This window comes from Citrobacter sp. wls619 (genome assembly GCF_005281345.1).
Lineage (GTDB): Bacteria > Pseudomonadota > Gammaproteobacteria > Enterobacterales > Enterobacteriaceae > Citrobacter.
Genome location: NZ_SZXJ01000078.1, coordinates 127,513 through 145,083, shown reverse-complemented (window position 1 = coordinate 145,083; position 17,571 = coordinate 127,513). Strand labels below are relative to the sequence as shown.

General features: G+C 49.6%; 20 protein-coding genes. 13 read left to right on the top strand and 7 right to left on the bottom strand.

All coding sequences use genetic code 11. The features are described 5' to 3' along the window. The first annotated feature begins 41 nt into the window (after positions 1-41). The 8 genes from osmE (at position 42) to cedA (ending at position 6,384) form a co-directional block, all read left to right on the top strand. Positions 42-380: an osmotically-inducible lipoprotein OsmE gene (osmE, locus tag FDX19_RS15380; RefSeq protein ID WP_137383375.1), complete on the top strand. Its 339-nt coding sequence runs from the start codon at positions 42-44 to the stop codon at positions 378-380. 301 nt (positions 381-681) lie between these two features. Next, positions 682-1,002 carry a PTS N,N'-diacetylchitobiose transporter subunit IIB gene (gene chbB / locus FDX19_RS15370; RefSeq protein ID WP_137383374.1) on the top strand — a complete coding sequence of 107 codons (321 nt, stop codon included), beginning with the start codon at positions 682-684 and terminating at the stop codon, positions 1,000-1,002. Between the two features lie 86 nt (positions 1,003-1,088). Next, positions 1,089-2,447, top strand: coding sequence for a PTS N,N'-diacetylchitobiose transporter subunit IIC (gene chbC, locus FDX19_RS15365; RefSeq protein WP_040233680.1), 1,359 nt, complete (start codon positions 1,089-1,091; stop codon positions 2,445-2,447). 54 nt (positions 2,448-2,501) lie between these two features. Beyond that, entirely contained in the window at positions 2,502-2,849 is a 348-nt protein-coding gene (chbA, locus tag FDX19_RS15360) for a PTS N,N'-diacetylchitobiose transporter subunit IIA (protein WP_137383373.1), read from the top strand. A gap of 13 nt (positions 2,850-2,862) precedes the next feature. Continuing rightward, positions 2,863-3,702 carry a transcriptional regulator ChbR gene (chbR, locus tag FDX19_RS15355; protein WP_137383372.1) on the top strand — a complete coding sequence of 280 codons (840 nt, stop codon included), beginning with the start codon at positions 2,863-2,865 and terminating at the stop codon, positions 3,700-3,702. 123 nt (positions 3,703-3,825) lie between these two features. Continuing rightward, on the top strand, positions 3,826-5,181 hold the full coding sequence (locus FDX19_RS15350; RefSeq protein WP_137383371.1) for a 6-phospho-beta-glucosidase: 1,356 nt from the start codon (positions 3,826-3,828) through the stop codon (positions 5,179-5,181). Between the two features lie 12 nt (positions 5,182-5,193). Continuing rightward, positions 5,194-5,952, top strand: a complete 759-nt coding sequence (chbG, locus tag FDX19_RS15345) for a chitin disaccharide deacetylase (RefSeq protein WP_137383370.1) — start codon at positions 5,194-5,196, stop codon at positions 5,950-5,952. 168 nt (positions 5,953-6,120) lie between these two features. Beyond that, positions 6,121-6,384, top strand: coding sequence for a cell division activator CedA (gene cedA, locus FDX19_RS15340; protein ID WP_170974386.1), 264 nt, complete (start codon positions 6,121-6,123; stop codon positions 6,382-6,384). Between the two features lie 64 nt (positions 6,385-6,448). On the opposite strand, the gene tcyP is transcribed toward cedA, so the two are convergent. The 4 genes from tcyP to hxpB all read right to left on the bottom strand — a co-directional run bounded on the left by tcyP (position 6,449) and on the right by hxpB (position 10,235). After that, a complete protein-coding gene (gene tcyP / locus FDX19_RS15335; protein ID WP_137383368.1) occupies positions 6,449-7,840 on the bottom strand; it encodes a cystine/sulfocysteine:cation symporter in 1,392 nt (463 codons plus the stop codon). Positions 7,841-7,975: 135 nt separating this feature from the next. After that, positions 7,976-8,563, bottom strand: a complete 588-nt coding sequence (locus FDX19_RS15330) for a metal-dependent hydrolase (protein WP_170974385.1) — start codon at positions 8,561-8,563, stop codon at positions 7,976-7,978. 95 nt (positions 8,564-8,658) lie between these two features. Then, on the bottom strand, positions 8,659-9,420 hold the full coding sequence (kduD, locus tag FDX19_RS15325) for a 2-dehydro-3-deoxy-D-gluconate 5-dehydrogenase KduD (RefSeq protein ID WP_137383366.1): 762 nt from the start codon (positions 9,418-9,420) through the stop codon (positions 8,659-8,661). 146 nt (positions 9,421-9,566) lie between these two features. Beyond that, positions 9,567-10,235: a hexitol phosphatase HxpB gene (gene hxpB / locus FDX19_RS15320; protein ID WP_137383365.1), complete on the bottom strand. Its 669-nt coding sequence runs from the start codon at positions 10,233-10,235 to the stop codon at positions 9,567-9,569. A 167-nt stretch (positions 10,236-10,402) separates the two neighbouring features. On the opposite strand from hxpB, the gene FDX19_RS15315 reads away from it, so the two are divergent. Continuing rightward, a complete protein-coding gene (locus tag FDX19_RS15315; RefSeq protein ID WP_048211877.1) occupies positions 10,403-10,939 on the top strand; it encodes a YniB family protein in 537 nt (178 codons plus the stop codon). 75 nt (positions 10,940-11,014) lie between these two features. Here FDX19_RS15315 and FDX19_RS15310 read toward each other — a convergent pair whose 3' ends face one another. Together FDX19_RS15310 and pfkB are read right to left on the bottom strand one after the other, a co-directional pair. Then, a complete protein-coding gene (locus FDX19_RS15310) occupies positions 11,015-11,875 on the bottom strand; it encodes a fructosamine kinase family protein (RefSeq protein WP_101741711.1) in 861 nt (286 codons plus the stop codon). 271 nt (positions 11,876-12,146) lie between these two features. Then, entirely contained in the window at positions 12,147-13,076 is a 930-nt protein-coding gene (gene pfkB / locus FDX19_RS15305) for a 6-phosphofructokinase II (RefSeq protein WP_137383364.1), read from the bottom strand. Between the two features lie 287 nt (positions 13,077-13,363). Here pfkB and FDX19_RS15300 point away from each other — a divergent pair, with 287 nt between their 5' ends. Beyond that, entirely contained in the window at positions 13,364-14,122 is a 759-nt protein-coding gene (locus FDX19_RS15300; protein WP_137383363.1) for a YdiY family protein, read from the top strand. Between the two features lie 236 nt (positions 14,123-14,358). On the opposite strand, the gene yniD is transcribed toward FDX19_RS15300, so the two are convergent. Further along, positions 14,359-14,466, bottom strand: coding sequence for a small membrane protein YniD (gene yniD / locus FDX19_RS15295; protein ID WP_003030590.1), 108 nt, complete (start codon positions 14,464-14,466; stop codon positions 14,359-14,361). A gap of 303 nt (positions 14,467-14,769) precedes the next feature. Between yniD and thrS the strand changes: the two genes are divergently transcribed. From thrS to rpmI, 3 genes are all read left to right on the top strand, one after another. After that, on the top strand, positions 14,770-16,698 hold the full coding sequence (gene thrS / locus FDX19_RS15290; RefSeq protein WP_040233697.1) for a threonine--tRNA ligase: 1,929 nt from the start codon (positions 14,770-14,772) through the stop codon (positions 16,696-16,698). A gap of 3 nt (positions 16,699-16,701) precedes the next feature. Continuing rightward, positions 16,702-17,244 carry a translation initiation factor IF-3 gene (gene infC, locus FDX19_RS15285; RefSeq protein ID WP_048997935.1) on the top strand — a complete coding sequence of 181 codons (543 nt, stop codon included), beginning with the start codon at positions 16,702-16,704 and terminating at the stop codon, positions 17,242-17,244. Between the two features lie 96 nt (positions 17,245-17,340). After that, positions 17,341-17,538 carry a 50S ribosomal protein L35 gene (gene rpmI, locus FDX19_RS15280; protein ID WP_003030583.1) on the top strand — a complete coding sequence of 66 codons (198 nt, stop codon included), beginning with the start codon at positions 17,341-17,343 and terminating at the stop codon, positions 17,536-17,538. Positions 17,539-17,571 lie beyond the last annotated feature (33 nt).

Below are 17,571 nucleotides of genomic sequence, written 5' to 3'. Positions count from 1 at the left end.
TCCAGGCTTATATAACACGCTGAAAAACAAGAGGACGGAATATGAACAAGAATCTAACAGGAATTCTGAGCGCAGCGGCGGTATTGACTATGCTGGCAGGGTGTACGGCTTACGACCGTACCAAAGACCAATTTGTGCAGCCCGTGGTGAAAGATGTGAAGAAAGGGATGAGCCGGGCGCAAGTGATGCAGATTGCCGGTAAACCGTCATCTGAAGTCAGCATGATCCATGCGCGTGGTACATGTCAGACCTACATCCTGGGTCAACGAGATGGTAAAGCAGAGACCTATTTTGTTGCATTAGATGATACTGGGCACGTGATTAATTCCGGCTATCAGACCTGTGCGGAGTACGACACCGACCCGCAGTCTGCTAAGTAGTTGCATCTGTTTATTGCCTGAGCACTCTGACGAACCGGCCGCTGTGCCGGTTTTTTTGTGCCACACGATCTTATTTATTGTCGCGAATTATTTGCCCGAAGTGTGAGGGGTGTCATAACCACAGGTCAAGGAGAGACAATTTAGTTGGTCAATGAAATACCATCCGCGAGTGCAATCCCGTATACTCATTTCAGCCACCTAAAAAAGTAATTTAGCTGACGCAAGTTACCCAGAGCATGGATGCAGGTTATGGCTTGCGGAGTGTCTGGTACACAGATAATCGCACATGAGGATCGTTTTAATGGAAAAGAAACACATTTATCTGTTTTGTTCTGCGGGCATGTCGACTTCTTTGTTGGTCTCGAAGATGCGTGCTCAGGCTGAAAAATACGAAGTGCCGGTTATCATTGAAGCGTTTCCCGAAACGCTGGCCGGAGAAAAAGGCCAGGTAGCCGATGTTGTGTTATTAGGTCCACAGATTGCTTATATGTTGCCCGAAATTCAGCGTTTGTTACCCAACAAACCTGTAGAAGTGATTGACTCGCTGTTGTATGGCAAAGTCGATGGTTTAGGCGTGCTTAAGGCTGCAGTTGCAGCAATTAAAAAAGCCGCAGCAAATTAATTATTTTATTTTAAATTTCCCGTCAAAGAGTTATTTCATTAACATTCACCGCAATTGTTAATTGCGGTATTTAAGGGTATTTTTCTATGAGTAACGCTATTGCTTCACTTGAAAAGGTACTCCTTCCTTTTGCTGTAAAAATTGGAAAGCAGCCACACGTTAATGCAATCAAAAACGGTTTTATTCGTTTAATGCCGTTAACCCTCGCAGGGGCTATGTTTGTATTAATCAATAACGTTTTCCTGAGCTTTGGGGAGGGGTCGTTTTTTTATTCCATGGGCATTCGACTTGATGCTTCAACTATTGAAACGCTAAATAGTTTAAAAGGCATCGGTGGGAACGTCTATAACGGTACGCTGGGTATTATGTCATTGATGGCGCCATTCTTTATCGGTATGGCGCTGGCGGAAGAACGCAAAGTCGATGCACTGGCTGCTGGTTTATTATCTGTCGCCGCATTTATGACAGTCACACCTTACAGCGTGGGCGAGGCCTATGCCGTGGGTGCTAACTGGCTGGGCGGTGCGAACATTATTTCCGGTATTATTATCGGCCTGGTGGTCGCGGAAATGTTCACCTTCGTCGTGCATCGTAATTGGGTTATTAAATTACCTGATAGCGTTCCGGCTTCTGTTTCTCGCTCGTTTTCTGCACTGATTCCTGGCTTCATTATCCTCTCTATTATGGGGATCATCGCCTGGGCGTTGAACACCTGGGGAACGAACTTCCACCAGATCATCATGGATTCCATTTCAACTCCGCTGGCGTCACTGGGTAGCGTGGTGGGTTGGGCGTACGTGATTTTTGTTCCGCTGTTGTGGTTCTTCGGTATTCACGGTTCTTTGGCACTGACTGCACTGGACAGCGGTATCATGACCCCCTGGGCGCTGGAAAACATCTCTATCTACCAACAGTTTGGTTCCGTAGACGCGGCACTGGAAGCGGGTAAGACGTTCCACGTCTGGGCGAAGCCGATGCTGGACTCCTATATTTTCCTGGGAGGGAGTGGGGCAACGCTGGGTCTGATTATTGCTATCTTCCTGGCTTCTCGTCGCGCTGATTATCGTCAGGTAGCGAAACTGGCACTGCCATCAGGTCTGTTCCAGATTAACGAACCCATTCTGTTCGGTCTGCCGATTATCATGAACCCGGTTATGTTTATTCCATTCATCCTGGTTCAGCCGATTCTGGCAGCGATTACACTGGCCGCTTATTACACAGGCATTATTCCACCGATTACCAACATTGCACCGTGGACGATGCCAACCGGGTTGGGCGCATTCTTTAACACCAACGGTAGCGTCGCTGCTCTGCTGGTCGCACTGTTTAACCTTGGTATCGCAACGCTGGTGTATCTGCCGTTCGTGGTCGTCGCCAACAAAGCTCAGAACGTCATTGATAAAGAAGAAAGCGAAGAAGATATCGCTAACGCATTGAAATTCTAAATTTAATCCGGCATGGCTATGCGGCCATGCCGGACTGAACCAGAGGAAAAGAGTATGTTAGATATCGAAAATATCGTCGATACGCAGTCAGAGGCTGAAGAGCTTGAAGAAGTGGTGATGGGGCTCATCATCAACTCGGGTCAGGCACGTAGTCTGGCGTACGGTGCGCTTAAATTGGCCAAACAGGGTGATTTTGAGTCAGCGAAGACCATGATGGAACAGTCTCGCATGGCGCTGAACGAAGCACACCTTGTCCAGACCAAACTGATTGAAGGCGATCAGGGTGAAGGTAAAATGAAAGTCAGCCTGGTGCTGGTCCATGCACAGGACCACCTGATGACGTCGATGCTGGCACGTGAACTGGTGACAGAACTGATTGAGCTTCACGAGAAGCTGAAATAACGAGGAGTGCAGAATGCAGCTACAGATTAACGCACCGGAAATCAAAACCGTCTATGAGCAGCAGCTTTTTAATGGCAAAAATTTTCATGTGTTCATCTATAACAAAACTGAGAGCATCAGTGGGCTGCATCAGCATGATTACTACGAATTTACCCTGGTCTTAACGGGACGTTACTATCAGGAGATCAACGGTAAGCGTGTACTGCTTGAGCGCGGAGACTTTGTCTTTATCCCGTTGGGATCGCATCATCAAAGTTTCTATGATTTCGGCGCGACGCGAATTCTTAACGTTGGTATCAGTAAACGTTTTTTTGAACAGCACTACCACCCGTTGCTACCATTTTGTTTTGTTGCATCGCAGGTGTATCGGGCGAACAGCTCGTTTCTTACTTACATCGAAACGGTTATAGCATCACTGAACTTTCGTGAAAGCGGACTGGATGAATTTGTAGAAGTGGTCACCTTCTATATTATTAATCGGTTACGCCATCATCGGGAAGAACAGGTGCTGGATGATATTCCACAATGGCTTAAAACTACCGTGGAAAGCATGCATGACAAAAGGAAGTTCAGCGAAAATGCGCTGGAAAATATGGTACACCTGTCCGCAAAATCCCAGGAGTATCTGACCCGTGCAACCCAGCGTTATTACAGTAAAACGCCAATGCAGATTATTAATGAAATCCGCATTAATTTTGCTAAAAAACAGCTGGAAATGACTAACTATTCTGTAACTGATATTGCCTATGAGTCTGGTTACAGTAGTCCGAGCCTGTTTATTAAAACGTTTAAAAAGCTGACGTCGTTTACACCAAATAGCTATCGTAAGAAATTAACGGAATTTAATCAGTAAATTTTATTTACCAATAACCAATTTTTATAGCTTGCCCAAAATAGCGTTGGGACTGCCACGCTATACCTGACGAATGGGTTGAGCATAATACGTGTCAGTGTTTTTACACTGAAGGGAGAAATTATGAGCCAGAAATTAAAAGTCGTCACTATCGGTGGCGGGAGCAGCTACACCCCTGAATTACTTGAAGGCTTTATTAAGCGTTATCATGAATTACCGGTCTCTGAATTGTGGCTGGTGGATGTCGACGGTGGTAAAGAGAAGCTGGACATTATTTTTGACCTCTGCCAGCGCATGATTGATAAAGCTGGCGTCCCGATGAAAGTGTATAAAACGCTGGATCGCCGAGAAGCGCTGAAAGATGCTGATTTTGTTACCACGCAGTTGCGCGTAGGACAACTTAAGGCTCGTGAACAGGACGAACGTATTCCTCTGAGCCATGGCTATCTGGGGCAGGAAACTAACGGTGCTGGAGGCCTGTTTAAAGGACTACGTACCATTCCGGTGATCTTTGACATTGTGAAGGATGTGGAAGAACTGTGCCCGAATGCGTGGGTGATTAACTTTACCAACCCGGCTGGTATGGTCACTGAAGCGGTCTATCGCCATACTAACTTCAAGAAGTTTATCGGCGTGTGCAATATTCCAATCGGTATGAAGATGTTTATCAGCGACGTCCTGGCGCTGAAACAGAGTGATGATTTATCCATCGATCTGTTTGGTCTGAACCATATGGTCTTCATTAAGGATGTTCTGGTCAACGGTGTGTCACGTTTTGATGAACTGCTGGACGGCGTAGCGTCGGGTCAGTTGAAAGCCTCTGGCGTGAAGAACATCTTCGATCTGCCGTTCAGTGAAGGGCTGATTCGTTCACTGAAACTGCTGCCGTGCTCGTATTTGCTGTACTACTTCAAGCCAAAAGAGATGCTGGCGATTGAAATGGGCGAATATTACAAAGGTGGCGCACGCGCCCAGGTAGTACAGAAAGTTGAGAAGCAACTGTTTGATCTGTATAAAAATCCTGAGCTGAATGTTAAGCCGAAAGAGCTGGAACAGCGTGGCGGGGCTTATTACTCTGATGCCGCGTGTGAAGTCATCAATGCTATCTACAACGACAAACAAACCGAACATTACGTCAACATTCCTCATCATGGCCATGTTGATAATATTCCTGCGGACTGGGCCGTTGAGATGACCTGCACGCTGGGACGCAATGGTGCAACGCCGCACCCGCGTATCACCCATTTCGATGAAAAGGTCCTGGGCCTTATCTATACCATTAAAGGTTTTGAAGTAGCGGCGAGCAACGCAGCACTAAGCGGCGAGTTGAATGATGTACTGCTGGCGTTAAACCTGAGTCCACTGGTGCATTCAGACACTGATGCTGAAATTCTTGCCCGCGAGCTGATCCTGGCGCATGAAAAATGGCTGCCAAATTTCGCCGGATGCATCGAGAAGCTTAAAAGCGAACAACACTAACTGAGGTTGGCTATGGAACGCGTACTGATTGTGAATGCGGATGATTTTGGCCTGAGCAAAGGACAAAACTACGGCATTGTTGAAGCCTGTCGCAATGGCATTGTCACCTCAACCACGGCCCTGGTGAATGGCGAGGCGATAGAGCATGCGGTACAGCTTAGTCGCGATATACCGGAGCTTGCCGTTGGGATGCACTTTGTCCTGACGCTCGGCAAACCGTTAACGGCGATGCCGGGTCTGACGCGTGACGGTGTGTTAGGGAAATGGATCTGGCAGATGGCAGAGGAAGAGACGTTGCCGCTGGAAGAGATTTCTCAGGAGCTGGCTGCACAGTATCAGCGTTTTATTGACCTGTTCGGGCGGGAACCGACGCACCTGGATAGTCATCACCACGTGCATATGTTCCCGCAGATTTTCCCGATTGTCGCCAGTTTTGCCGCGGAGAAGGGGGTGGCGTTGCGGATCGATCGGCAGACGGTGTTCCAGGCGTCTGATTTACCGGAAACGTTGCGTACCTCCCAGGGATTTAGCAGCGAGTTTTATGGCGACGCGATTTCTGAGGCCCTGTTTTTGCAGACGCTGGACGCGTCCGCAGACCGGGGAGAGTCCTCGCTGGAAGTGATGTGTCATCCGGCGTTTATCGATGACATCATTCGACAAAGTGCCTACTGTTACCCCCGCTTAACTGAGCTTGACGTACTGACGTCTTCGTCATTGAAATACGCTATTGCGGAGCGCGGTTATCGTCTTGGCAGTTTTCTGAACGTTTAATTCCTGAGTTGGCGGCGCGTTGGTGCGCCGCATTTTTTTGTCTACGTCATTGATATTTGCTGCAACCTGTCGTCCCCCCCGTTATCGCCACCCATTTCACGAATTCACTGTTTTTGCACCGTCCGGGGGTAAAATCAGCTAAGATAGCGTTTTTCAGATTTTTAGAATTTGTCTTTAGTGAAGCAACTGATTATGAAACCTCTTCGCCAACAAAATCGTCCGGTTATCAGCTATGTTCCTCGCGTGGAGCCAGCTCCACCAGAGCATGCGGTGAAAATGGATGCGTTTCGTGACGTATGGATACTGCGCGGAAAATATGTCGCTTTTATCTTAATGGGGGAGGCGTTTCAGCGTTCGCCTGCATTTACGGTTCCGGAGTCGGCACAGCGCTGGGCTAACCAGATTCGCCAGGAAAACGAGCTGAGCGATTAATCGGATATAAAAAACCGCCGGGGAATAACTCCCCGGCGGTTTTTTGTTTTGCGCAGACAGGCTGTTAGCGATGCGCCAGTTCGGCGTGATCGTCGCTGTCCAGAATCGTTTTATCGGTCTGTTTCAGCCATTGGCTGGTAAGCGTACCCGCGGTCATGGAACCGCTAACGTTCAATGCAGTACGCCCCATATCGATCAGCGGTTCAACAGAGATCAGCAGAGCAACCAGTGTGACCGGCAGGCCCATGGCAGGCAGTACGATCAGTGCCGCGAAAGTCGCGCCACCGCCCACACCCGCAACCCCTGCGGAACTGACGGTCACGATACCCACCAGCGTGGCAATCCACATTGGGTCCAGCGGGTTAATACCGACAGTGGGTGCCACCATCACGGCGAGCATCGCCGGGTACAGACCCGCACAACCGTTTTGACCAATCGTTGCGCCAAAAGAGGCGGCAAAGCTGGCGATGGACTCAGGGACGCCCAGACGACGGGTTTGCGCTTCGACGTTCAGTGGAATAGACGCGGCGCTGGAGCGGCTGGTGAAGGCGAAAGTCAGTACTGGCCAGACTTTGCGGAAGTATTTCAGTGGGCTAACGCCGTTAATACCCAGCAGGATGCCGTGTACGACGAACATAATGCCCAGGCCGAGATACGAAGCAACGACGAAGCTACCCAGCTTGATGATGTCCTGCAGATTGGAACCGGCAACCACTTTGGTCATCAGCGCCAGAACACCGTACGGAGTCAGTTGCATCACCAGACGAACCAGCTTCATCACCCAGCTCTGCAGGGTATCGATAGCCGTTAATACGCGCTCGCCTTTTGGCGCATCATCTTTCAGCAGTTTAAGTGCCGCAACGCCCAGGAAGGCCGCGAAAATAACGACGCTGATAATCGACGTCGGGTTTGCACCCGTAAGATCGGCAAATGGGTTTTTCGGGATAAACGACAGCACCAACTGCGGCACGCTGAGGTCGGCAACTTTACCCACATAATTGGTTTCAATGGCGGTCAGGCGTGCGGTTTCAGCACCGCCTTGCACCAGCCCTTCAGCAGTCAGACCAAACAGGTTCGTCACCAGAACACCCACCAGCGCGGCGATCAGCGTGGTAAACAGCAGCGTTCCGATAGTGAGGAAACTAATTTTGCCCAACTGAGAGGCGTTGTGCAGACGCGCAACGGCACTGAGAATAGAGGCAAAAACCAGCGGCATGACAATCATTTGCAGCAGTTGCACGTAACCGTTGCCGACAATGTTAAACCACTGAACGGAATCTTTCAGTACCTGGCTGTCGGACCCGTAAATGGTGTGCAGGGCGAGACCAAACACCACGCCCATGACCAGACCGACCAGTACTTTTTTGGCCAGACTCCACTGTTTGTGGCGGGCTTGCGCCAGCACGAACAGCAGTACTACGAACACGATAATGTTCGCGATTAATGGAAAGTTCATCCCCGTTCTCCTGATCTTATTATTCGTATCACCATGCAATGGTGATTCTGTTGGCGCAAGATTAGCAGAACTGTGACTTGCCTCTTATATTCAAATGGAATTGTTTATTCCTAAAATGACATTTTGGCTGTTTTATTAATCAGCCTGGTGCTTTATAAACCGATTAAACTGCATCTGCAGCGTGTTAATCATCTGTGATGACCAGCGCACTGCGCTGTTTTCCGGCATCGTCTGAGGCATCCAGATGGCCCAGGCAAACAGCGCCATACACAAAAAGCGCTCCAGCTGATTTCCCTTCTGCGGGACGAGGATTGGCAGACGGAAGCGCCAGCGACAGGGCCAAAGCAGGGGAACGCCTGCCGGGGTCAGCATATCGGCCAGTATGTGACTGAGATAGCCCAGCACCATCCCTTGTAGCGCATCGGCCGGGATTATCCAGCTATCCGGAACTTTCAGGTAAAATGTGGCCAGCAGGGCAAAGACCGCCAGCAGGCTATGCGTAAACCCGCGATGGCCAAATGCCCGGGCAATAGGCTTTGAGATCCACTTCAGCCGCTGCCCAAGCAGGGATTTCGGGTGATCGATATCGGGCAGCAGACACGTTAGAATGGCCGAAGGCACAATATGCCACCAGTCACCCTGAGCAAGAACGGGGGTCAGCTCGGCATTTTTGGCAAATACCGCACAGGCAATAGAAAAAAGAAGGTGGCCTTCCGCCGTCATGATAAAACCCAATAAACTGTCAATTCATACAGTATAGGGGTTTTATACAGTAGGCGGAAGAGGTGACGTTGTAACCCTTTGTCACAAATGCACGATTAACGCGCCAACCAACCGCCGTCCACGGCAAGCGTGTAACCATTAATATAGTCAGAAGCCGGGCTGGCGAGAAAAACGACCGGGCCTTGCACGTCATCCGGTGTTCCCCAGCGCCCCGCGGGAATGCGATCGACGATTTGCTGATTACGCTCACTGTCTTCGCGCAGTTGCTGTGTGTTATTGGTCGCCATATAGCCGGGAGCGATGGCATTGACATTAATTCCCTGAGCCGCCCACTCATTGGCCAGCAGGCGGGTGATCCCCAGCACGCCGCTTTTCGATGCGGTGTAGGACGGCACGCGGATTCCCCCCTGAAAAGAGAGCATTGAGGCAATATTGATAATTTTACCGCCGTTGCCCTGCGCCAGGAACTGACGCGCCACCGCCTGCGACAGAAAGAAAACAGACTTGAGATTCAGGTTCATTACGTCATCCCAGTCTTTTTCACTAAAATCCAGCGCGTCCTGGCGACGAATCGTACCTGCATTGTTGACCAGAATATCGACCCGACCAAATGCCGCCACAGTTTGCGTCACTACGCTGGACAGCGCCTCCTGTTGGCTGAGGTCGGCCTGGATAGCCATAAAACGCCGACCAACTGCGGTGATTTTTTCCTCGGTGTCATGCGGGATTTTGCGGTTTACGCCAACCACGTCACATCCGGCTTCAGCCAGCGCCAGGGCCATACCTTGTCCAAGCCCGGTATCACAACCGGTGACGATTGCGACTTTACCCTCAAGACGAAACGCGTCCAGAACCATGTTCACCTCAGCTATTTTTACTGTTAATGCCTTGCAATAGGAGAAGAATAGAAGAGGTTGAACAAAAATACAATTAAAATGAAACTGTGTTTTAAAAATATTGAGAGGGCAAAAAATGGGCAATATGGTCATTGCCCGGTGGGAGATTAACCCTGAAGATGCCCGGCAGTGAGCTCAGTCAACGAGGCCAGTTTGACATCGGCAAGCACAAAACGGGGATCATCCTGATTTTCATGGGCGGGGACAACAATTGAGCGCATTCGCGCTGCTTTCGACGCAATCATCCCGTTCACGGAATCTTCCAGCGCGACACAAGATAACGGGGATACGCCCAGCTTGTGGGCACAATCGAGGTAAACCTGCGGGTGCGGTTTGCTGTAAGGTAATTTTTCTGCCGAGGCCAGCGCGTCAAAGCTATCGCGCAGACCAAACATGGTCAGCACTTTTTCCAGCATATGCAGCGGTGATGCGGAGGCCAGTCCAACTTTGATTCCCTGAGATTTGCACAGTGCCACAGCTTCACGTACGCCCGGCAACAGGGGGCGTGTTTCTTCTACCAGCGCAATGGCCCGTGTAATGATGCGCTCCGTCACCTCCTGACGAGAGGGGCCTTTCCAAGGTTGCTGTGCGAACCAAAGATCAACAACCATATCGATACGTAAACCAAGCGTGTCGGGAAGTTCATGGCGGCGGGTGATATCTACGCCTAAACTTGCAATCACATCCAGTTCGGCCTGATCCCAGAGCGGTTCTGAATCGACCAGTAATCCATCCATATCGAAAATTGCAGCAAGAATTTGACGCGGGGTTGACATCACAACCTCTCCTTTAGGGTGATAACAGGGATTAAGAGCCCACCAGAACGAGCTCTAAGCGTTCATTATGGCTAATTTGGCAGTATACCGCCTTTAAAGATCAGGCGAAAACGGTTATCAACGGGTAAACTTAGGCCAAAATGACACGTCTTTATCAAGGGGAACTCATGACGTATCAACAAGCTGGACGCATTGCTGTCTTGAAAAGGTTGCTGGGATGGGTAATTTTCATTCCGGCGCTGATTTCAACACTGGTTTCAGTACTGAAGTTTATGTACGCGCACAGCGAAAAGCAGGAAGGGATTAATGCAGTAATGCTCGATTTTGCCCATGTGATGATCGACATGATGCGGGTAAATACGCCGTTTCTTAACCTGTTTTGGTATAACTCGCCGACACCGGATTTTCAGACCGGACTGAATCTTGTTTTTTGGTTGATTTTTATTCTGATATTCATCGGCCTGGCATTGCAGGACTCTGGCGCCAGAATGAGTCGTCAGGCGCGTTTTTTACGCGAGGGCGTTGAAGATCAGTTGATTCTGGAACAGGCAAAAGGCAGTGAAGGGTTATCGCGTGAGCAAATTGAGTCGCGTATTGTGGTGCCACACCATACGATCTTTTTACAAATCTTCCCGCTCTATATTTTGCCGGTGATCGTTATCGTGATCGGCTACTTCTTCTTCTCATTGCTGGGCTTTTTGTAAGTCCGCTATTATCAGGCCTGGGCTACGTGAAGCGTCAGGCCTGATAAACAAAGCCGCCTTCGGGCTATCTGTACGTTAAGCCGCCAGTAACCTTTCCATCGCTTTTTGCGCCACCACCAGGTGCTGCCCGCCAAACAGAATTGCCCGATTAAGCAACGTATACAGCTGATAGATAGGCTGCCTGTCGAGAAAATCTAACGGTAGCGGCGAGACAGACTGATAACCGTCATAAATCTGCGGTGGCTGATCGGTATGTAACGGCAACATTGCCAGATCGCACTCTCTGTCGCCCCAGTAACAGGCGGGGTCAAAAATGTAGGGGCCATTCGGTCCGAGCGCACAGTTTGCCGACCACAAATCGCCGTGCAGGAGAGAAGGCTGTGGCTGATGGGAGGAGAGTCGTTGCTGAACATGATCGACAATGGCGTCAATATTGCCAAACGCGATGCCTTTTTCCGCCGCAAGTTCCAGTTGCCAGCCGATGCGTTGTTCGGCGAAGAAGGTTGACCAGCGACGCTGCCAGGCATTGGGTTGCGGCGTAGTGGAGAGCGCATTATCGAAGTCGAGGCCGAACTGTGGCTGATCGCTCCATTCGTGCAAGTGTGCAAGTTGTTGTCCGAGAATAAACGCGTTGTGGGCATCAAGCGGGCGGGGAGGGAGAAAGTCCATTACCAGAAAACTGTAATCTCTGTCGGCACCCACCGCCCAGACTTTGGGAACAGAGACGGTTTGACTTCGGGAAAGCAGTTCTAACTGGTCGGCCTCCGCCGTAAAGCCAGACAACAGCTCTCTTTCATCACATTTGACGAAAAAATCGCGCCCCGCATAGCGTAAATGCCATGCGGCGTGGATCTCTCCGCCGGGCAGTTCATTACGCAGTTCGATTTCGCCTTCACCTAATTGCTCGCTTAAAAGACGACTGATAGCCTGCCACATGATGTCTCTCCCCATGTTGTCTGCCAGATCATAAGGTTAGCGCAAGAATGCGGTAAAAAAACACGAACTGACGCACACCGTAGACGCGTCATCGCTGGAAAGGCACTTATTGTATGTCGTTCTTCCATACCTCCCTGAGAAATTGCGACGTTCGGTTTAACATGATTCACTTCTTTGTAATCACGTGATTTTTTATCATAGACGCATAATACGCATGCTGACAGTTTTGTCGGTAAATCCCCCTTAATGCCTGATAAGGGGGATGGTGTCATCATCGGGTAAGATACGAATATATTTTTTGCGTATCGCCCAACGCGCACAGCCGTGTGCCCTGATTCAGCGTTGCTGCGCTACCCGCAGCGACGCCAAAACGCACAATCTCTTCAAACGGGGCATTTTCTGCCAGTTTCAACGTCATCGCGCCGACCATACTGTCGCCTGCGCCAACGGTACTTTGGCTTTTCACCGGCGGAGGAACGACCTGGACGCACGTTTCTTGATTGACGCCCAATGCCCCTTGTGGCCCAAGAGAGACCACAACGCGAAGCGCTTTGCCGCTTTGTATAATCTCCTGTGCTGCTTTGCGGACGTCATCGGGTTGTGTGAGTTCGCGTTTCACCAGCGCACTCAATTCTTTGAGGTTGGGTTTTACCAGTTCGATACCGCCGATGGCTAATGCCGCCGTCAGCGCCTCGCCGGAGCTATCGACAATGCAGCGAATGCCCTGTTTTTGTGCGGTGGTGATGAGGCGGGTCAGTTTTTCTATTTGCACACCGGGCGGCAAACTGCCGCTAATGACCAGTATCGCACCCGATTCAATTTCCAGTACCTGATCCTGCAGTTGGTAGAATTCGTCATCAGTCAGCGCGGCACCGGGCATGACAAAACGATACTGCTCGCCGCTGGATTCGACGTGGACATGGAGATTTTGTCGGGTCCAGTCTTTGGCCTCGATAGTCGAGACGGGAACATTTTCGTCGGCAAGTAAAGAAACTAAGTGCTCGCCGGTCGCACCACCGACCGGGAAGATAGCCGTTGCGGTTCCGCCAAGATGTGCAATGGCGCGGGCAACGTTGATGCCTCCGCCACCAGGTTCAAAAACCGGTGAGGTACAGCGAAGTTTACCTTCGGGGTAGATTTGTGGCGTGATTGTTGCGCTATCGAGAGAGGGCGCAAGTGTTAACGTATAGATACGTATCATCTTTACCTCCTGTTAGGCTGACCCCAGTCTGGCACTTAACGCCACGAAAGTGAAGTAATTAACAACATGATTTCTCGCAGCTTTATTTAAAATTCTCCTGCCAAAGATATATAAATAAAATAAAGGATTAGGAACGCTCTTATTCAAAAAATGAAATAAGAATTTATTGCTATGTTATTCGAGTCTTTTTATAATTTGTTACCTTTCAAGGGTCTTTTGTCATTGATCCACATGAAAGTTTCCGAGACCGTTATGGTCTCTTTTTTTGTTGTACGGACTCTTTATAAATGAAGCTTTTGAAGACAGTGCCCGCAGCAGTATTGCTGACGGGGTGCGTGTTTGCGTCAATGCATGCCGCCGCCGATGATTCCGTTTTTACTGTCATGGATGACCCTTCCAGCGCGAAAAAACCCTTTGAAGGTAACCTGAACGCGGGATATCTTGCCCAGTCAGGCAACACAAAAAGTTCTTCTTTAACCGCCGACACCACCATGACCTGGTATGGTCAATCTACGGCGTGGTCTCTGTGGGGAAATGCCAGCAACACCTCCTCAAATGATGAGCGTTCATCTGAGAAATATGCTGTAGGTGGTCGTAGTCGTTATAACATGACTGACTATGACTATCTCTTTGGTCAGGCCAGTTGGCTAACAGACCGTTATAACGGATACCGTGAGCGTGACGTGCTAACGGCCGGTTATGGTCGCCAGTTTCTCAATGGACCGGTGCACAGTTTCCGCTTTGAATTCGGTCCTGGTGTACGTTATGACGAGCACACTGATGGCACCACTGAAACGCAGCCGTTAGGTTATGCGTCCGGAGCTTATGCGTGGCAGATGACGGACAACACCAAGTTTACGCAGGGTGTGTCGGTATTTGGTGCCGATGATACAACGCTGAATTCTGAAACGGCTTTGAATGTTGCTATCAACGAACACTTTGGGTTGAAGGTTGCGTACAACGTGACCTGGAACTCCGAACCGCCGGCAACCGCGCCGGAGCATACCGATCGCCGCACGACGGTTTCGCTCGGCTATCGGATGTAATAGTTAGCCGGGCCAGTTAACTGGCCCGGCTTTGATAAATTAACGTTAAGTATTTTTATTATCCTAACCGCGCTTTATTTTTGATGCTTTTCTGACATCCCGCATTTTTAGACGCTTTCAATTTAATGAATAAATAGGCTGTCCTGAAAATGGCATTTCAGCATTACCGTCATAATTAAACACAATTAACAGTCTGTAGAATATATTTGCTCAGGTTGGCATAGTGCTTCTGACGTTTAACCCCAGATCATGGCTGCCCAGCGTAGCATCAGCATTGCCGCACAAATAACCAGCAGTATTACAACCATCTTCCAGTGTTTTTTGGCAAAACGATTTGTTGGCATTGTTCTTTTCCTGCCCAGGTCAGACCATTCTACTTAGTGTAACAAAGATAGAAGGGTGTCCGTGAATTGATTTACATCATGGAAAGCGCATTGATTGCAGCTTTGATCGGCTCGTAATGCCGTGTACACTGTCAAACGGTGTTATCAAAAAACGGGCGTAGGTCCAGCGTTGCCTGTCAGGTGACCTGTGACATATTTCGCAGAGTGAAGCGGGAATCAGCCCAGACCTTTTTGATAATTTTAAATATTGAATCTTTGTATGTGCTCTTACGTGTGGGGCACCACTGCAAATAAGGATATAACATGCCTGTTATTACTCTTCCTGATGGCAGCCAACGCCATTACGACCACGCTGTAAGCCCCATGGATGTTGCGCTGGACATCGGTCCAGGTCTGGCGAAAGCGACTATTGCTGGCCGTGTTAACGGTGAGCTGGTAGATGCTTCCGATCTGATTGAGCATGATGCGAAACTCTCCATCATCACCGCGAAGGATGAAGAAGGTCTGGAGATCATTCGTCACTCTTGTGCGCACCTGTTAGGGCATGCGATCAAACAACTTTGGCCGAACACCAAAATGGCGATCGGACCGGTTGTTGACAACGGTTTTTACTACGATATCGATCTTGACCGTACGTTAACCCAGGAAGATGTCGACGCGCTCGAGAAGCGGATGCACGAGCTCGCTGAGAAAAACTACGATGTCATTAAGAAGAAAGTCAGCTGGTACGAAGCGCGCGAAACCTTCGTGAAGCGTGGTGAGACCTATAAAGTCTCTATTCTTGATGAAAACATTGCCCATGATGACAAGCCTGGCTTGTACCATCATGAAGAATACGTCGATATGTGCCGTGGTCCGCACGTGCCGAACATGCGTTTCTGTCATCACTTCAAACTGATGAAGACCGCAGGGGCATACTGGCGCGGCGACAGCAACAACAAGATGCTGCAACGTATTTATGGTACTGCATGGGCCGACAAAAAAGCCCTGAATGCATACCTGCAACGTCTGGAAGAAGCAGCCAAGCGTGACCATCGCAAAATCGGTAAGCAGCTTGACCTGTATCATATGCAGGAAGAAGCACCGGGTATGGTGTTCTGGCATAACGATGGCTGGACTATCTTCCGCGAGCTGGAAGTTTTTGTTCGCTCGAAACTGAAAGAATATCAGTATCAGGAAGTGAAAGGTCCGTTCATGATGGACCGTGTGCTGTGGGAAAAAACAGGTCACTGGGACAACTACAAAGATGCGATGTTCACCACCTCTTCTGAGAACCGTGAATACTGCATTAAACCCATGAACTGCCCGGGCCACGTGCAGATCTTTAACCAGGGTCTGAAATCCTATCGTGACCTGCCGTTGCGTATGGCTGAATTTGGTAGCTGTCACCGTAACGAGCCGTCAGGTGCGCTGCACGGTCTGATGCGTGTACGTGGCTTCACTCAGGATGATGCACATATCTTCTGTACTGAAGAGCAGATTCGTGATGAAGTTAACGCGTGCATTCGTATGGTCTACGATATGTACAGCACTTTTGGCTTCGAGAAAATCGTCGTCAAACTGTCCACTCGCCCCGAAAAACGTATCGGCAGCGATGAAATGTGGGACCGTGCTGAAGCTGACCTGGCCGTGGCGCTGGAAGAAAACAACATCCCGTTTGAGTTCCAACTGGGTGAGGGCGCGTTCTACGGTCCAAAAATTGAATTTACCCTGTATGACTGCCTCGATCGTGCATGGCAGTGCGGTACTGTACAGCTGGACTTCTCCCTGCCGTCCCGTTTAAGCGCCTCTTATGTTGGCGAAAATAACGAGCGTCAGGTGCCGGTTATGATTCACCGCGCAATTCTTGGGTCGATGGAACGTTTCATCGGTATCCTGACCGAAGAGTTCGCTGGCTTCTTCCCGACCTGGCTCGCGCCGGTTCAGGTTGTGGTCATGAACATCACCGATTCTCAGTCTGAATACGTTAACGAATTAACGCAGAAACTACAAAATGCGGGCATTCGTGTAAAAGCAGACTTGAGAAATGAGAAGATTGGCTTTAAAATCCGCGAGCACACTTTACGTCGTGTCCCTTACATGTTGGTCTGTGGCGACAAAGAGGTAGAAGCAGGCAAAGTTGCCGTGCGCACCCGTCGTGGCAAAGACTTGGGCAGCCTGGACGTAAATGAAGTGATTGAGAAGCTGCAACAAGAGATTCGCAGCCGCAGTCTTCAACAACTGGAGGAATAAGGTATTAAAGGCGGAAAACGAGTTCAAACGGCACGTCCGAATCGTATCAATGGCGAGATTCGCGCCCTGGAAGTTCGCTTAACAGGTCTGGAAGGCGAAGCTTTGGGTATTGTGAGTCTGAGAGAAGCGATCGAAAAGGCTGAAGAAGCTGGAGTAGATTTAGTTGAAATCAGCCCTAACGCCGAACCGCCAGTTTGTCGTATTATGGACTACGGCAAGTTCCTTTATGAAAAGAGTAAGTCTTCTAAGGAACAGAAGAAAAAGCAAAAAGTTATCCAGGTTAAGGAAATTAAATTCCGTCCTGGCACCGACGATGGCGATTACCAGGTAAAACTCCGCAGCCTGGTACGCTTTCTGGAAGATGGCGATAAGGCTAAGATCACACTGCGTTTTCGCGGTCGTGAGATGGCCCACCAACAGATCGGTATGGAAGTGCTCAACCGCGTCCGTGACGATCTGAGTGAACTGGCAGTAGTCGAATCCTTCCCAACGAAGATCGAAGGCCGTCAGATGATCATGGTGCTCGCTCCTAAGAAGAAACAGTAAGGCCTTCAAGTAGCAATGTCTGTGGAGCCTGCGGGTTCCACAGCCGTTGTTCGCCTACGTTTCGTTTATTAACAATGCGAAGTGGAAGTTATTAAAATGCCAAAAATTAAGACCGTACGCGGTGCTGCTAAGCGTTTCAAAAAAACCGGTGGTGGTGGATTTAAGCGTAAGCACGCAAACCTGCGTCATATTCTGACCAAAAAATCTACTAAGCGTAAACGTCACCTGCGTCCAAAAGGCCTCGTGTCTAAAGGCGATCTGGGTCTGGTTATCGCGTGCCTGCCGTACGCATAAGCCGTTAACGTTTAATTCATTTTTTTACTAAGA